The sequence below is a fragment of the Streptomyces sp. NPDC048584 genome, from assembly GCF_043199595.1.
Classification (GTDB): Bacteria; Actinomycetota; Actinomycetes; order Streptomycetales; family Streptomycetaceae; genus Streptomyces; species Streptomyces edwardsiae.
This window is the reverse complement of sequence record NZ_JBICWF010000001.1, coordinates 458,937-474,858: the sequence shown is the minus strand read 5'-3', so window position 1 is coordinate 474,858 and position 15,922 is coordinate 458,937. Positions and strand designations below refer to the sequence as shown.

Here is a 15,922-nt window from a genome sequence, read left to right as displayed (position 1 = left end):
AGCCGCGCATGGACTTCGGACTCGTCCTGCAGACCGACCCGCCCGCCTCGCGGGTCGTCAGCCTCATGCAACGCGCCGAGCGCAACGGCTTCACCCACGGCTGGACCTTCGACTCCGCCGTGCTCTGGCAGGAACCCTTTGTGATCTACAGCCAGATCCTGGCCGGCACCACGAAACTGAAGGTCGGCCCGATGGTCACCAACCCGGGCACCCGCACCTGGGAGGTCACCGCCTCCACCTTCGCCACCCTCAACGACATGTACGGCAACCGCACCGTCTGCGGCATCGGCCGGGGCGACTCCGCGATGCGCGTCGCCGGGCGCCGTCCCAACACCCTGGCCCGCCTCGGCGAGGCGATCGACGCGATCCGCGACCTCGCCGAGGGGCGTGAGGCCGAGGTCGACGGGCAGCTGATGCGGATCTCCTGGGTACGGGACAGCCGGCTTCCCGTCTGGATGGCCGCGTACGGGCCGAAGGCGCTCGCCCTCGCCGGGCGGAAGGCCGACGGGTTCATCCTGCAGCTCGCCGACCCGTATCTGACCGGGGTGATGGTGAAGGCCGTACGTGCCGCGGCCGTGGAGGCGGGACGCGACCCCGACTCCGTCACCGTCTGCGTCGCCGCCCCCGCATACGTCGGCGACGACCTGGCGCACGCCCGCGAGCAGTGCCGCTGGTTCGGCGGCATGGTCGGCAACCATGTCGCCGACCTCGTCGCCCGCTACGGCGAACACTCCTCGCTCGTCCCCGAGGCGCTGACCTCGTACATCAAGGAGCGGCACGGCTACGACTACAGCCACCACGGGCGGGCCGGCAACCCGTCCACGGACTTCGTCCCCGACGAGATCGTCGACCGGTTCTGTCTGCTGGGCCCGCCCGAGGCGCACATCGAGAAGCTGCGGGCACTGCGGGAGCTGGGCGTGGACCAGTTCGCCGTGTACGACATGCACGACGCGCAGGAGACGACGATCGACGCGTACGGCGCGGAGATCATCCCCGCACTCCAACCGTAACCCCGGCCGAAGGGGCACGCCCATGACCGCGACCGTCCCGCCCACGCCCTCCGACCCGCCCATACCCGACCCGGCGGGACGCGTCGAACTCCCGCCCGGCACGGTCCTCACCGACAGCCGCTTCGTCAACGACGACCTGCTGCCCGTACCACTGGCACGCCGCCGCTGGACGACGTACAACTTCACCGCCCTGTGGGTGGGGATGGCGCACAACATCCCCTCGTGGCTGCTCGCCTCCGGGCTCGTCGCGCTCGGCATGGACTGGAAGCAGGCGGTGTTCACCATCGCGCTCGCCAACGTCATCGTGCTCGCGCCGATGCTGCTGACCGGTCACGCGGGGCCCAAGTACGGCATCCCGTTCCCGGTGCTGGCCCGCGCCTCCTTCGGACTGCGCGGCGCCAATCTGCCGGCGCTGATCCGGGCCGGGGTGGCGTGCGCCTGGTTCGGCATCCAGACCTGGATCGGCGGCCAGGGCATCTTCGTCCTGCTCGGCAAGCTGTTCGGCGGCTGGGCCCAGGCGTCCGAGGTGGGCGGTCAGCCGTGGACGCTGTGGGTGTGCTTCGTACTCTTCTGGGCCCTCGAACTGGCCATCATCTACCGGGGGATGGAGACCCTGCGCCGCTTCGAGAACTGGGCCGCGCCGTTCGTCCTCGTGGGCGCGCTGGTGCTGCTGGTCTGGATCGCGAACAAGGCAGGCGGACTCGGCCCGCTGCTTGACCAGCCCTCGCGGCTCGGCTGGGGCGCCGACTTCTGGCCGGTGTTCTTCCCGGCCCTGATGGGCATGATCGCGTTCTGGTCGACGCTGAGCCTGAACATCCCCGACTTCACCCGCTTCGGCGCGGGCCAGCGCGCCCAGGTGTGGGGCCAGACCCTCGGACTGCCCACCACCATGACCCTGTTCGCGCTGCTGTCGGTGTTCGTGACGTCCGGCAGCCAGGCGGTGTACGGGGCCCCGGTGTGGGACCCCGTCGCACTCGCCGGGAAGACCGACAACGTCTTCGGACTGCTCTTCGCCCTGGTGACCGTACTGATCGCCACCATCTCGGTGAACATCGCGGCGAACGTGGTGTCACCGGCGTACGACCTGGCGAACCTGGCCCCGCGGCTGATCACCTTCCGTACCGGCGCCCTGGTCACCGGGGTCGTCGGGGTGCTGATCATGCCGTGGAAGCTCACCGAGACACCCGAGCTGTACATCTTCACCTGGCTCGGGCTGGTCGGCGGGCTGCTCGGCACCGTCGCCGGGATCCTCATCGCCGACTACTGGATCGTCCGCCGCACCGCCCTGGACCTGCCCGCCCTGTACACGCCCGGCGGGCGCTACTGGTACACCTCCGGCTGGAACCTGCGCGCCGTCGCCGCCTTCCTGACCGGCGGCGTGCTCGCGGTGGGCGGCTCCCACTCGGCCCCCGGAAAGGGGCCCTTCCCGGAGGACGGGCTGATCCCCTTCCTGAAGCCGCTCGCGGACTACGGCTGGGCGGTCGGCCTGACGGCGTCGCTCGGCGTGTACGTCGCGCTGATGGCGGGCCGGCGGCGCGGCGGAGCGTACGGCTAGCGTGCGGTGCCGAAGTCCTGGGTCCAGTAGCCGCCGGGCTGGGCGAGGCCGACGCCGATCTCCTTGAACGCGCAGTTCAGGATGTTCGCCTTGTGACCGGGGCTGGTCATCCAGCCGTTCATCACCTGCTCCGGGGTGGAGTAGCCGTAGGCGACGTTCTCGCCGTAGGTGCTCCAGGCGTAGCCGGCGCGGGTGATGCGGTCGCCGGGGGAGGAGCCGTCGGAGCCGGTGTGCGACATGGTGCCGGTGGCCGCCATGTCCTCGCTGTGGTTCTGGGCCGCCTCGGTGAGGGTGGAGTTCACCTTCACCGGGGAGCAACCCGCCTTGCCCCGTTCGGCGTTGACGAGTTCCACGACCTGGGCGACGGCTCCGGAGGGGGCCGAAGCGGTGGCCGTGGGCTCGGGGGCGGGAGTGGTCGGCTTCGGAGCCGCCGTCGTGGGCGTCGGCTTGGGAGCGGCCGTGGTGGGCTTCGGAGCCGCGGTCGTGGGGGTCGGCTTCGGTTTGGGCGCGGCCGTGGTCGGGCTCGGAGCGGCCGTGGTGGGCTTCGCGGCCGATGCCGTGGGTGGCTTCGGCTTGTGGGACGGCTTGGCGCCCCCGTCCTTCGCCGCGCCGGGCTTCGACGGGCTCGCGGCCGGCGTGTCCGACGGTACGGCCGACGGCTCACCGTGCTGCCGGCCGCTCCACCTGCTGTACCAGTCCGGGCCGTCCCACCGGTCCCCGGCGGCCCCCGCCGCCGTGCGGTGGTCCTGCCGCTGTTCGTCGCCGGGCCAGTCCGTACAGGCCATGGCGACCGAGGGGATGCCTATGACCCCGACGGCGACCGCCGTGACGACCGTGCGCCGGTACCGCTGCTGATGACGATGCTTTCCCATGCGTGACCTCACCCTGCTGTCCGGAGGCTGGTCATTCTTGGGATGCCTCCGTACCGGGCGCAAAGGGTCCTCGTACTACCGGGCCTCGTAGAACGGCGAGGGGCTTGCGGCGGGCGGGAGAGCGTGCCGACCCTGCCACGGCAGGCACCGCGGCCCATCGGACTGCCCGTCAGAAACCCTCGTACGGCGACGAGGCGGCGGGCATCGGCTTCGCACTCGCACACCCTTGGCCCCGCCCCGCTGCGCGTTCACGGCAAGACGGACAAGTCGCCTATGTCGCCGGGGTGGTGTCTACTAAGCGACCCACGCAGATCGCCGGGCGCCTGTGACGGATGTCACGGAACCATCAACTCCGGTTCTTCTCCAGGGCCGCCACCGCCTCCTTGGCGGCCTTGATGGCGCCCTTGTTGATCTCCTCCGCGCCCGGCGCCTTCTTCGACTCGAAGTCGCTGCCGTTGTACGTGACGATCACCAGCGCGTTGGCGGTGCGGGCCACCACCACGCCCTCACGCGTCTGCTGCTTGTCCTCGGTGGTGAGGTTCACGACCGAGTACCCCGCGTCCCCGAGCCCCGGGACCGCGCCCCCGCCGCTCTTGTCCTCCAGCCGCCCCTGGTACGACCGCTCCGCCGCCTCGTCCGACTCCAGCACCTCGAAGGACACGTCGAGCCAGCGGTACTCGAAGCCCTTGAGCGCGTTCCAGGAACAGGTGCGGCGCAGCTTCGAGTCCGTGGAGTCGATCTCCTTGCCGGCCGTCTTGGCCTTCGGCACAAGGGAGTTGACGGTCTTCTCGGCGATGCTGCCGCAGGGCGCGGGCGCCTCGGTGTACGTCTTCACCGCCTGGGTTTGCGAAGGCGCGGAGGCGGACTGGGGCTTCGTCTTCCCGGTCGGCTCGTCCGCGGCGTCCGACGACGTGGCCATCGGGCCCGAGGACAGTGCCCAGCCGGCCGCGGCGAGGACGACCACCGGGGACAGGCGAGCGGTCAGAGCGATCGGCAGAGGAAAGGAACGCACGGCGCACTCTTCGTGGGGGACGGTGCGGAAGGAGGTCCGCACAGCGGACGGGACGCCAGTGTCACACGGGTTCCCATGGTGCGGGAAGGGCCAACTCGCTCCGTAGGGAGGCGGTGACACGGACGTACCGTCCAGGGCGCCGCCTTGCCGCAATTACCCCCGTGAAAAGGTGATTTGCGTGTGTCAGGGCACGCGGGCGGTCCACTGGGGTGAAGTGAACTTCGTCCGGGCGAACTCCTCCGCGAGCGCCAGCTCCTCGTCCGTCACCTTGCCAACCGTCAGACCGTGGCGGGCGCGGAACGAGTCGATCATCCGGTCGATGACCGCCTCGCGCGGGAGACCGGTCTGCCGGCGCAGCGGGTCCACCCGCTTCTTCGCGCTCTTCGTGCCCTTGTCGGACAGCTTCTCGCGTCCGATGCGCAGCACATCGAGCATCTTGTCGGCGTCGATGTCGTACGCCATCGTCACATGGTGCAGCACCGCGCCGGGGCCGCCGTCCGGTCCCACCACCCGCTTCTGCGCCGCGCCCGCGATCTTGCCCTGGTCGGTGGCGATGTCGTTGAGCGGCTGGTACCAGGCCCGGATGCCCATCTCGCCCAGCGCGCCCAGCACCCAGTCGTCGAGGTAGGCGTAGCTGTCCTGGAACGACAGCCCCTGCACCAGCGCCTCCGGCACCGACAGCGAGTACGTGATGGTGTTGCCGGGTTCCACGAACATCGCGCCGCCGCCGGAGATCCGGCGCACCACCTCGATGCCGTGCCGTCCGGCGCCCTCCGGGTCCACCTCGTTGCGCAGCGACTGGAAACTGCCGATGATCACCGCGGGGGCGCCCCACTCCCACACCCGCAGCGTCGGCGGACGCCGCCCCGCGGCGACCTCCGTGGTCAGCACCTCGTCCAGCGCCATGTGCAGCGCGGGGGGCTGCGGGCCCTCGTGGATCAGCTGCCAGTCGTAGTCGGTCCAGTCGGTGGCGTGCGCGAGCGCGCGGCGCACCGCGATGCCGACACCCTCCGAGGTGAGCCCGTACATCACGGTCCCCCCGGGAAGGGCCGCGTCGATCCGCGCGGCCAGACCGGTGGCGTCGGTGTCGGCGGGCGCGCCCTCCAGGGCGCGGTTCACGGCGTCCAGTGCCTCGTCGGGTTCGAGGAAGAAGTCGCCCGCCACGCGCACCTGGCGCAGCGCGCCGTCCTCCACGTCCACGTCCACGACGACCAGCTTGCCGCCGGGAACCTTGTACTCACCGTGCACGGCTCCGCCTTTCACTGCTGACACCGGGGCCAACACCGGCGACGGCCCCCCTGTTCCCGCCCCGGATAGCCTGACCTCATGCGTGTCATCAGGAACCTGCCGGCACTCGCCGCGGGTGAGGGGGACGTGCCCTTCGTCATCCAGGGGTACGAGGAGGTCGTCGCCGCCGACACGACGTGGAACGAGCACTCGCACGCCTGGCACGAACTCCTCTGGAACGAGTACGGCACCTCCACCGCCGTGACCGGCTCCCAGGTGTGGTGCATCACGCCCACCCTCGGACTGTGGATGCCGGCCGGACAGCTGCACTCCGCCTCCGCGGTCGCCGGAACCACCTACCGCGCCCACTTCTTCCGGCACGGCACCCGGTCCGCACTGCCCGACGCGCCGGTGGCCGTGGAGATCACCCCGCTGCTCCGGCTGCTCCTGGAACGGCTCGAGGAGCCCGGTCTGACACCGCACTCCCGTGCCGTCGCCGAGGCGATGGTGCTCGACGTGCTGCGCCCCTCCCCGCGGGCCCTGCTGGTGCAGCTGCCCACCTCCGCCCTGCTGCGGCCGATCGTGGACGTCGTACGGGCCGACCCCGCGGACCGGCGCACGCTGACCGGCTGGGCGGCCGCCCTCGGGTGCAGCGCCCGCACGATCACCCGGGCGTTCCAGAACGAGACGGGCACGAGCTTCGCCCGCTGGGTCGCCTCGGTGCGCGCCCAGCACGCGGTGCGGCTGCTGGCCGTCGGCTCCGAGGTGGACGTGGTGGCCGACGCGGTCGGCTACCGCTCGGCCAGCGCCTTCGGGGCCGCCTTCCGCCGTACCACCGGCATGACCCCGGGCAGGTTCCGGGCGCGCTGAAGAGCTGAGAGGGCCCCTTGTCCCGATCGCTACAAGAGCTGTCGGAAAGGCTCGATTGATCAGCGCGCCGCCACTTCCTAAGCTATTGAGGTAAGCCTTGCCTAACTTGCTCAGTGAGTGCGGTGCCCCGCCCTACGCCCCCACGGTCCGTGGTCCGGACGTGCGAGCCTTCGGCACCCCAGGACCGAAAGTGGAAGACGGATGCTCCGCAACCCGCTCGCCGGCCCCGACATCATCGGCATCAGCGTCGGCGCGAGCGCGGCGGCGGGCCATCGCCATCGTCGCGTTCCTGTCCGGGCCGATAGCCGCCCGGACCACCGGAACCGGCGGCTCCCTGCCGGTCCCCGCCGGACTGGTGGCCGACTTCACCGGCCGGTACGCCTTCGGCACCCGCTTCCCGGTGGGTGTCGTCACCGGCGTCCTGGGCGCCCCCTACCGTGTCCATCCGATCGTCCGCACCAACCGGGCCGGAGGCTCACTGTGACCGCGTCCCACACCCTCGCCACCGAGGGCCTCACGCTCGGCTACGGCGACCGTGCCGTCATCGAGGGCCTGGACCTGACCCCCGCGGCCGGGCGGATCACGGTGATCGTCGGCGCCAACGCCTACGGCAGGTCGACCCTGCTGCGCCCGATGTCCCGGCTGCTGGTCCCGCGTACGGGCCGGGTCGTCCTGGACGGCAGGGCGGTGCACCGCACCCCCGCCAAGGACCCCGTCCCCGGCAGACCCCTCGTCCTCCCGATCGGACGCCACCACTCGACGGCGGCCGGGAGCCGCTGAACCATGAAGAAGAAGCTCGCCTCCGTCCTGCCCGACCTCACCCCCTGGCGCTCCTCCCGCGACTTCCGCCTCCTGTGGGCGCAGGGCCTGGTCACCTACCTCGGCAGCGTGATGGCGCTCATCGCGCTGCCGCTCCAGATCAAGGAACTCACCGGATCACCCCTCGCGGTCGGCGCGATGGGCGCCGTGGAACTCGTGCCGCTCGTGGTCTTCGGCCTGTACGGCGGTGCCCTCGCGGACGCGGTCGACCGGCGCAAGGTCATCGTCCTCACCGAGGCCGGACTGGGACTCCTCGCCGTCGTCCTGCTGCTGAACGCGCTGCTGCCGCACCCCATGCTGTGGCCGCTGTACGTGGTCGCCGCCGGAGTGGCGGCACTCGCCGGCCTCCAGCGCCCCGCCCTGGACTCACTGCTGGCCCGGATCGTCCCCCACGACCAGCTCGCCGCCGCGGCCGCCCTCAACGCCCTGCGCTGGCAGGCGGGCGCCATCGGCGGACCCGCGCTGGCCGGCCTCGTCGTCGCGTACGCCGGCAACGTCCCCGCGTACGCCACCACCGTGGTCTGTTTCTGCGGCTCGGTCCTGATGTGCCGCCGGCTCACCCCCGTACCGCCCGTCGAGCACGCCGAGAAGCCGTCGCTGCGCGGCATCGCCGAAGGTGCCCGGTACGCCTGGTCCCGACCGGTGCTGCTGGGCACCTACGCGGTGGACCTCGCCGCCATGTTCTTCGCCTTCCCCAACACGATCTTCCCCTTCCTCGCCGACGAGCTCGACGCCGACTGGGCGCTGGGCCTGATGTACTCGGCGGGCGCCGTCGGCTCGCTGCTGCTCAGCCTGACCAGCGGCTGGGTCTCCCGTACCCAGCGGCACGGCCTGTTCGTGGTGTTCGGCGCCACCGGCTGGGGGCTGGCCATGGCTGCGGCCGGCTGGGTGTCGGACATCTGGCTCGTGCTGGTCTTCCTCGCCCTGGCGGGCGCGGGGGACATGCTGAGCGGACTCGGGCGCTCCACCATCTGGAACCAGACCATCCCCGACCGGCTGCGCGGCCGGCTCGCCGGCATCGAGGTCCTCTCCTACAGCATCGGCCCCCAGCTCGGCCAGGTCCGCGCCGGCGCGATGGCCGGCTGGACCGGCGCCCGCCCCGCGATCTGGAGCGGCGGCCTCGCCTGTGTCGCCGCCGTGGGCCTGCTGACCGCCGCACTCCCGAAACTCGTCAGCTACGACGCCGGCACCGACGAGGACGCCCGCCGCCGCGCCGCCGAGACCACCGGGACCACACCGGGCCGTGCGGACGTCGCCGCGGATCTGTAGGCCTGCCCGCTGCCACCGCCACCAGGGCCGTCGCCGACGGTGTGTGCCCGTGCCGGTGCTCGGCGACGGCCGCCCTCCCGGCGGCGCAACGGCGCCGAAGCCGGCGCAACGGGCCAGCGCGGACGGCGCGTTGCGCGGGGCGCGGGAACCCCGTGGCTTTGATCCATGCGGCACTCCGCGCGCCCTGCCGAGGTGCGACGCCCGGGGGAAATGATGTGCGGACCGCGTGTGAGCCAGGCGAATCCGCAGATCTGCCCTCGGGGCAGGTGGGGTGCGGGGGAAGGATTCAACCTTGTTGCTTCTCATCTCTCCGGACGGTGTCGACGAGGCCCTCGACTGCGCGAAGGCGGCCGAGCATCTGGACATCGTCGACGTCAAGAAGCCCGACGAGGGCTCGCTCGGAGCCAACTACCCGTGGGTCATCAGGGAGATCCGCGCGGCCGTACCGGCGGACAAGCCGGTCTCCGCCACCGTCGGGGACGTACCGTACAAGCCCGGCACGGTGGCCCAGGCGGCGCTCGGCGCCGCCGTGTCCGGCGCCACCTACATCAAGGTCGGCCTCTACGGCTGCTCGACACCCGAACAGGCCGTCGAGGTCATGAGCGGGGTCGTCCGGGCGGTGAAGGACCACCGGGCGGACGCGTTCGTCGTCGCCTCGGGTTACGCCGACGCCCACCGCATCGGCTGTGTCAGCCCGCTCGCGCTGCCGGACATCGCACGCCGTTCGGGCTCCGACGCCGCCATGCTCGACACGGCGGTCAAGGACGGGACACGGCTGTTCGACCATGTTCCGCCCGATGTGTGCGCCGAGTTCGTACGGCGTGCTCACGACGCGGGCCTTCTCGCCGCGCTGGCGGGCAGCGTCAAGGCGGGCGACCTGGCTGAACTGGCCCGTATCGGGACGGACATCGTCGGGGTGCGCGGAGCGGTCTGCGAGGGCGGGGACCGCACCACGGGACGGATCCGGCCGCACCTGGTGGCCGCCTTCCGGGCCGAGATGGACCGGCACGTCCGGGAACACGCGGCCGCCGCGGCCCAGAGCCGATCATGACCCTGGCGACCGGACGTCCCCCGCACACCCGGCACTTCACCGTCGTCGACCCGGCCACCGGCGAGGCCTTCGATGAGGCCCCCGACGTGCGGCCGGAGGAGCTGGACGCGGTCGTCGACCGGGCCCGGACGGCCTGGCACGGCTGGCGGGCGGACCCGGCCGCCCGCAGGACGGCGCTGCTCGCGGCGGCGGACGCCGTCGACGGGGCCGCCGCCGCCCTCGGCCCCCTCCTCACCCGTGAACAGGGCAAGCCGCTGGCCGAGTCGTACGCGGAGGTGGCCCGCACGGCCGCCCGGCTGCGCTACTTCGCCGGGCTGGACATCGAGGCGCAGCCGATCGAGGACGACCGTCCCGTACGCAGCCGGCTGCGGTGGCGGCCGCTCGGGCCCGTCGCCGCGATCGTCCCGTGGAACTTCCCGCTGCAGCTGGCGTCGGCGAAGTTCGCGCCGGCGCTCGCCGCGGGCAACACGGTGGTGCTCAAGCCCTCGCCGTTCACGCCCCTCGCCACCCGGATGCTGGGGTCCGTCCTCGCCGGTGCCCTGCCCGAGGGCGTACTGACGGTCGTCACCGGGAGGGAGCCTCTCGGCGCCCGTCTCGCCTCGCACCCGGGGATCCGTCATGTGACCTTCACCGGGTCGGCGGCCACGGGGCGGGCCGTAGCCGCGGGCGCGGCGGCCTCGCTCGCGCGGGTCACCCTGGAGCTGGGCGGCAACGACGCGGCCGTCCTGCTCGACGACGTCGACGTGGAGGAGATCGCGGACCGGCTGTTCTGGTCGGCGTTCCGCAACTGCGGCCAGGTCTGCATGGCGGTCAAGCGCGTCTACGCCCCGTCCCGGCTCCACGCCCGGGTGGTGGAGGCCCTGGCACACCGGGCGAGGACGACCGCCGTCGGACCCGGGCTCGACCCGGCCGCGCGGCTCGGGCCGGTCAACAACGCCCCGCAGCTCGCCCGCGTCGAGCACCGCACGGCACGGGCCCTGGCGGACGGCGCCCGGGCCGCCGCCGGAGGGCACCGGCTGGACCGGCCCGGGTACTTCTTCGCCCCGACGATCCTGGCCGGCGTGCCGGCCGACAGCCCGGTGGTGACCGAGGAGCAGTTCGGCCCGGTCCTGCCGGTCCTGCCGTACGACAGTCTCGACGAAGCCGTCCGGGCGGCCAACGGCACCGGCTTCGGACTGGGCGGCTCGGTGTGGGGGACCGACCTGGACCGGGCCGCGGCCGTCGCCGACCGCCTGGAGTGCGGGACGGCGTGGATCAACCACCACGCCGAACTCTCCCTCGCCCAGCCCTTCGCGGGCGCCAAGGACAGCGGTGTCGGTGTCGCGGGCGGACCGTGGGGGCTCTACGGAAACCTCCGGCCGTTCGTCGTGCACCGGCCGGAGGAGGCGTGAGGTGAAGTTCGGCGCGGCGGTACTGCGTGCGTACGACGACCCGTTCACCGTCGAGGAGGTGATGCTGGCGCAGGGGCCGGCCGAGGGGGAGATCCTGGTCCGGATCTCCGGCTGCGGAATGTGCCGGACCGACCTCGCGGTACGGCGGTCGGCGGGCCGCTCCCCCCTGCCGGCGGTCCTCGGCCACGAGGGGGCCGGAGTGGTGCTGGAGACGGGAGGCACGGGCACCGGCCTGAGCGCCGGCGACCATGTGGTGCTGAGCTTCGACTCCTGCGGGCACTGCCGCAACTGCCTGGGCGCGGCCCCCGCGCACTGCGACTCCTTCGCCTCACTGAACCTGTTCGGCGGGCGCGCGGAGAACGCCGCACGGTTCACCGACGCGACCGGGACCGCCCTGGCTCCCCGCTGGTTCGGCCAGTCCTCGTTCGCCGAGTACGCGCTGGTCCCGGCCCGCAACGCCGTACGGGTCGATCCCGCACTGCCCCTGGAACTGCTCGGGCCGCTCGGCTGCGGATTCCTCACCGGCGCCGGTGCCGTCCTCAACTCCTTCGGCGTCGGCCCCGGTGACACCCTCGCGGTCTTCGGCGCGGGCGCGGTGGGCCTGGCCGCGGTGATGGCGGCCCATGCCGCCGGGGCGGTGACCGTGGCCGTCGACCGGCATCCCGGACGGCTGGCCCTCGCCGAGCGGCTCCACGCCCTGCCGGTCCCCGCCTCACCGACCGGCCTGCCCGACCGCGTCCGGCGGCTGACCGGCGGGGGAGCGGCCTACGCGCTGGACACCACGGGGTCCGCCGGGCTGATCAACGACGCGCTCCGCTCACTGCGTCCGACCGGCCGTCTCGGCCTCGTGGCCCGGCTGCGCGAGGCGCTGCCGCTCGAGGTGGGAACACTGGACCGCGGGCGCACGATCTCCCACATCTGCGAAGGCGACGCCGTCCCCGGACTGCTGATCCCCCGGCTCACCGCGCTCTGGCAGGCCGGGCGGTTCCCCTTTGACCAGCTGATCCGTACCTATCCGCTCGCCGACATCAATGAGGCCGAGCACGACTGCGACACGGGCCGCGTCGTCAAACCCGTCCTCATCCCGGACGGACGGCCTCACTGAACGCGCCGCCCGCCTGCCGACGCCCCGACGGACGCCGGCCCTCCACGCGAACCCACCAGGGAGAACGCATGGCCGACACGGCATCGCTCAGCACCGGTACGGACGGCGTGGAGGGGGGAGTGGGGCTGACCGCCCTCCTCGTCGCCGCCGCGCGGGCGATCGAGACCCACCGCCCCGACAGCCTCGCCCAGGACGTCTACGCGGAGCACTTCGTGCGGGGCGCCGAGGCGTCCGCGCACTGGCCGGTCCGCCCGGACCAGGCTCCGGGCGGGGACGCGAGCCCGCTCTGGGGACGCTTCGCCCGCTACTTCGGTCTGCGTACCCGGGTTCTCGACGACTTCCTGCTCCGGTCGGTCCGGACCGCCGGCGCCCGTCAGGTGGTGCTGCTCGGAGCGGGGCTGGACGCGCGCGCGTTCCGGCTCGACTGGCCCTCCGGCTGCGTGATCTTCGAGATCGACAGGGAGGCAGTCCTCGCGTTCAAGCACAAGGTCCTCGACTCCGTGTCGGCCGAGCCCGGGGCCACACGCGTGCCGATCGGGGCCGACCTGCGCGACGACTGGGCCGGCGCGCTGACGTCCGCCGGCTTCGACACCACGATCCCCACCGTGTGGCTGGTCGAGGGTCTGCTGTTCTACCTGCCGCCCGCGGCCGAGACCGCGCTCATCGACACGGTCGACCGGCTGAGTGCGCCGGGCAGCGCACTGGCGTACGAGGTCAAGCTCGAGAAGGACCTGACGGAGTACCGCGACAGCCCGCTGTACACGTCGACGCGCCGAGAACTCGGCATCGACCTGCTCGGCCTGTTCAGCCGGGAGCCGAGGCCCGACTCCGCGGCACGTCTGACGGACCGGGGCTGGACCGCGTCGGTCCACACGCCCTTCGACTTCACCCGCCGGCTCGGACGCGGCCCGCTGCCCGAGGAGAACGACGCCCTGGCGGGCAACCGCTGGGTGTTCGCGGACCGGACAGGGGCCGCGTGACTGCGCTGCCGGCACGTTCTCCGTTTCATGCATGGAACGCGCCGTTTCCCCCTGTTCGTGTGTGAAGTGCCGTTGTCTCCCCCTGAAGTGGCCTGGGCGGCCCGATAGTTGGGGCAGCCGCCGGGGGCAGGTCCCCGGCGCGTTCCGACGGCATGACCCCCCAAGGAAAGGCAGGGTCCACCATGGTGCCCACCACCGAGGCGACCGACCGCATCGACTTGGTCTTCTCCCTCTTCGACGCCGACGGGAACGGCTACCTCGAGCCCGCGGACTTCGCCCTGATGAGCAGTCGCGTGGTGGCCGCGGTACCGGCCGCGCCGGAAGCCGCCAAGAGCCGGCTCGACGGTGCCTTCCGCCGCTACGGTGAGACGCTCCTGACCGAGCTGGACGCCAACGGTGACGGCCGCGTCAGCCCCGAGGAGTTCCTCTCCGTCGTCCTCGACCCGCAGCGGTTCGACGCCGTCGTGGACGAGTTCGCCGAAGCCCTCGCCGCGATGGGCGACCCCGGCGGCGTCGGCTTCGTGGCCCGCCCCGAGTTCATCGCGCTGATGCTCGCGATCGGCTTCGCACGGCCCAATATCGAGGCGCTCTTCCAGGCCTTCGGCCCGGACGGGGAGGACCGCGTGCGGGCGTCCACCTGGGCCGAAGCCATCAGGGACTACTACCGCCCCGAGAAGTCCGGCATCGCCGGCGACCACCTGGTCCCGGGGAACTGACGAGCCGGTCCGTCATGCCTGCCTCACGCCGGGGAGCGGGGACGCGTTCGACCTGGTGAGGAGGGTGGCGCCGGCCGGTGGCGCGCATCTAGTCTGCGTGCGGCAGCGGCCGGAGCCGACAGCCGTCGACGCAGACGAACACCGAGGTCAGGCATGCAGTTCACGACCCGTCCCACCCTCCAGGGCACCTTCGGCATGGTCTCCTCCACGCACTGGCTGGCCTCGCAGTCGGCGATGGCCGTGCTGGAGGGCGGCGGCAACGCCTACGACGCGGCCGTGGCCGGGGCCTTCGTTCTGCATGTCGTCGAACCGCACCTCAACGGACCCGCCGGTGAGGTGCCGATGCTGCTCGCGCCCGTCGGCGGCGAGGTGCGGGTGCTGTGCGGACAGGGCGTCGCCCCGGCCGGGGCCACCGTCGCCCACTACACAGGGCTCGGCCTCGACCTCGTCCCCGGCACCGGACCGCTCGCCGCGGCCGTGCCCGGCGCCTTCGACGCCTGGATGCTCCTGCTGCGCGACCACGGCACCAAGTCCCTCGCCGACGTCCTGAAGTACGCCATCGGCTACGCCGAGGACGGGCACGCGCCCGTGGAGCGGGTCGGCCGGACCGTCGAGACCGTACGCGAGCTGTTCGAGACGGAATGGACCTCCTCCGCCGACGTGTATCTGCCCGGCGGCCGCTCCCCGCGCCCCGGTGAGCTGCTGCGCAACCCCGCCCTCGCCGCCACCTGGAAGCGGCTGCTCGCCGAGGTCACCGGGGCGGGCGGACGCGAGGCGCAGATCGACGCCGCGCGGGAGGTGTGGCGGACCGGGTTCATCGCCGAGGCCCTGGTCCGGCAGTCCGGCCGCCCCACGCTGGACACCAGCGGCGAACGCCACACCGGCACCATGACCGCCGCCGACCTCGCCGGCTGGTCCGCCACGTACGAGACGCCGGTGACCTACGACTGGAACGGCTGGACCGTGTGCAAGGCGGGCCCCTGGAGCCAGGGGCCGGTACTGCTCCAGCAGCTCGCCCTGCTGCCGCCGGAACTGCCCCGCTACGGCTCCGCCGACTATGTGCATCTGCTGATCGAGGGCTGCAAGCTCGCCATGGCCGACCGCGAGGCCTGGTACGGCGACGCGGCCGAGGTGCCGCTCGACGACCTGCTGTCGGCCGAGTACAACGCCGAGCGGCGGACCAAGGTGGGCCCCCGCGCCTCCCACGACCTGCGGCCCGGCAGCCCCGGCGGACGCACCCCACGGCTGAGCGCGTACGCGCACCTGGTGGCCACCGAGGACCCCGGCGCCGGACCGATGGGCGTCGGTGAGCCGACGTTCGCCAAGAGCCCGACGTCCCCCGTCCCCGGCGAACCCGATGTCTCGGCCGACGGCGGCACCCGGGGCGACACCTGCCACCTCGACATCGTCGACCGCTGGGGCAACATGATCGCGGCCACCCCCAGCGGCGGCTGGCTCCAGTCCAACCCCGTCGTGCCCGAACTGGGCTTCCCGCTCGGCACCCGGCTGCAGATGACCTGGCTCGAGGAGGGCCTGCCCAACACCCTCACCCCCGGCCGCCGCCCCCGTACCACCCTCACCCCGTCCATGGCCCTGCGCGACGGGGTGCCCGTCATGGCGTTCGGCACGCCCGGCGGTGACCAGCAGGACCAGTGGCAGCTGCACTTCCTCCTCGCCGTCGCCCTGCGCGAGCCCGTGCGCGGCGGACTCGACCTCCAGGGCGCCATGGACGCCCCCAACTGGCACAACGACAGCTTCCCCGGCTCCTTCTTCCCGCGTGGCATGCGCCCCGGCAGCGTCACCGTCGAGTCCCGCACCGACCCGGCGGTGGTGGAGGCGCTCCGCCGCCGCGGCCACGAGGTGACCGTCGGCGACGACTGGTCCGAGGGCCGGCTCTGCGCGGTCGCCCGCGACCCGGCCACCGGCGTCCTCTCGGCGGCGGCCAATCCGCGCGGCCAGCAGGGCTACGCCGTGGGCCGCTGAACCCACGCCCGCCGGGGCGCACACCCCATTTTCATCCCGTTTCCACCTGGAGTGCACCGGAC

The 15,922-nt window shown here is 72.6% G+C and carries 13 protein-coding genes and 2 pseudogenes; 12 read left to right on the top strand and 3 right to left on the bottom strand.

All coding sequences use genetic code 11. From position 1 onward, the window contains the following. The first annotated feature begins 8 nt into the window (after window positions 1-8). Together ACGFR9_RS01955 and ACGFR9_RS01950 are read left to right on the top strand one after the other, a co-directional pair. Window positions 9-1,010 (top strand): TIGR03842 family LLM class F420-dependent oxidoreductase, encoded by a 1,002-nt coding sequence (locus tag ACGFR9_RS01955; protein WP_393201958.1) that lies wholly within the window; start codon window positions 9-11, stop codon window positions 1,008-1,010. A 22-nt stretch (window positions 1,011-1,032) separates the two neighbouring features. After that, entirely contained in the window at window positions 1,033-2,565 is a 1,533-nt protein-coding gene (locus tag ACGFR9_RS01950) for an NCS1 family nucleobase:cation symporter-1 (RefSeq protein ID WP_393201956.1), read from the top strand. On the opposite strand, the gene ACGFR9_RS01945 is transcribed toward ACGFR9_RS01950, so the two are convergent. From ACGFR9_RS01945 to ACGFR9_RS01935, 3 genes are all read right to left on the bottom strand, one after another. Beyond that, window positions 2,562-3,437, bottom strand: a complete 876-nt coding sequence (locus tag ACGFR9_RS01945) for a CAP domain-containing protein (RefSeq protein WP_393201954.1) — start codon at window positions 3,435-3,437, stop codon at window positions 2,562-2,564. The two genes, ACGFR9_RS01950 and ACGFR9_RS01945, sit on opposite strands and share 4 nt — an antisense overlap. A 346-nt stretch (window positions 3,438-3,783) precedes the next feature. Next, complete coding sequence (locus ACGFR9_RS01940; RefSeq protein WP_393201952.1) at window positions 3,784-4,449, bottom strand: hypothetical protein; 666 nt, start codon at window positions 4,447-4,449, stop codon at window positions 3,784-3,786. Between the two features lie 183 nt (window positions 4,450-4,632). Next, window positions 4,633-5,697 carry a biotin/lipoate A/B protein ligase family protein gene (locus tag ACGFR9_RS01935; protein ID WP_393201950.1) on the bottom strand — a complete coding sequence of 355 codons (1,065 nt, stop codon included), beginning with the start codon at window positions 5,695-5,697 and terminating at the stop codon, window positions 4,633-4,635. A gap of 78 nt (window positions 5,698-5,775) precedes the next feature. On the opposite strand from ACGFR9_RS01935, the gene ACGFR9_RS01930 reads away from it, so the two are divergent. The 10 genes and pseudogenes from ACGFR9_RS01930 (at window position 5,776) to ACGFR9_RS01885 (ending at window position 15,860) form a co-directional block, all read left to right on the top strand. Further along, the gene (locus ACGFR9_RS01930; protein WP_393201948.1) at window positions 5,776-6,546 is read left to right on the top strand and encodes an AraC family transcriptional regulator; all 771 of its coding nucleotides are present in this window, start codon (window positions 5,776-5,778) and stop codon (window positions 6,544-6,546) included. 252 nt (window positions 6,547-6,798) lie between these two features. Next, a pseudogene (locus tag ACGFR9_RS01925) lies at window positions 6,799-7,030 on the top strand (iron ABC transporter permease); the annotation flags it as partial. Then, a pseudogene (locus ACGFR9_RS01920) lies at window positions 7,027-7,257 on the top strand (ATP-binding cassette domain-containing protein); the annotation flags it as partial. The pseudogenes ACGFR9_RS01925 and ACGFR9_RS01920, both read left to right, overlap by 4 nt. A gap of 72 nt (window positions 7,258-7,329) precedes the next feature. Next, entirely contained in the window at window positions 7,330-8,634 is a 1,305-nt protein-coding gene (locus ACGFR9_RS01915) for an MFS transporter (RefSeq protein WP_393201946.1), read from the top strand. 292 nt (window positions 8,635-8,926) lie between these two features. After that, window positions 8,927-9,685 (top strand): (5-formylfuran-3-yl)methyl phosphate synthase, encoded by a 759-nt coding sequence (locus ACGFR9_RS01910; RefSeq protein WP_393201945.1) that lies wholly within the window; start codon window positions 8,927-8,929, stop codon window positions 9,683-9,685. Beyond that, on the top strand, window positions 9,682-11,076 hold the full coding sequence (locus ACGFR9_RS01905) for an aldehyde dehydrogenase family protein (protein WP_393201944.1): 1,395 nt from the start codon (window positions 9,682-9,684) through the stop codon (window positions 11,074-11,076). Before ACGFR9_RS01910 ends, ACGFR9_RS01905 begins: the two co-directional genes overlap by 4 nt. A gap of 1 nt (window position 11,077) precedes the next feature. Next, window positions 11,078-12,181, top strand: a complete 1,104-nt coding sequence (locus ACGFR9_RS01900; RefSeq protein WP_393201942.1) for an NAD(P)-dependent alcohol dehydrogenase — start codon at window positions 11,078-11,080, stop codon at window positions 12,179-12,181. Window positions 12,182-12,249: 68 nt separating this feature from the next. Further along, window positions 12,250-13,161: a class I SAM-dependent methyltransferase gene (locus tag ACGFR9_RS01895; RefSeq protein WP_393201941.1), complete on the top strand. Its 912-nt coding sequence runs from the start codon at window positions 12,250-12,252 to the stop codon at window positions 13,159-13,161. Between the two features lie 182 nt (window positions 13,162-13,343). After that, complete coding sequence (locus ACGFR9_RS01890) at window positions 13,344-13,877, top strand: EF-hand domain-containing protein (RefSeq protein ID WP_393201939.1); 534 nt, start codon at window positions 13,344-13,346, stop codon at window positions 13,875-13,877. A gap of 153 nt (window positions 13,878-14,030) precedes the next feature. After that, window positions 14,031-15,860 carry a gamma-glutamyltransferase family protein gene (locus ACGFR9_RS01885; RefSeq protein WP_393201938.1) on the top strand — a complete coding sequence of 610 codons (1,830 nt, stop codon included), beginning with the start codon at window positions 14,031-14,033 and terminating at the stop codon, window positions 15,858-15,860. Window positions 15,861-15,922 lie beyond the last annotated feature (62 nt).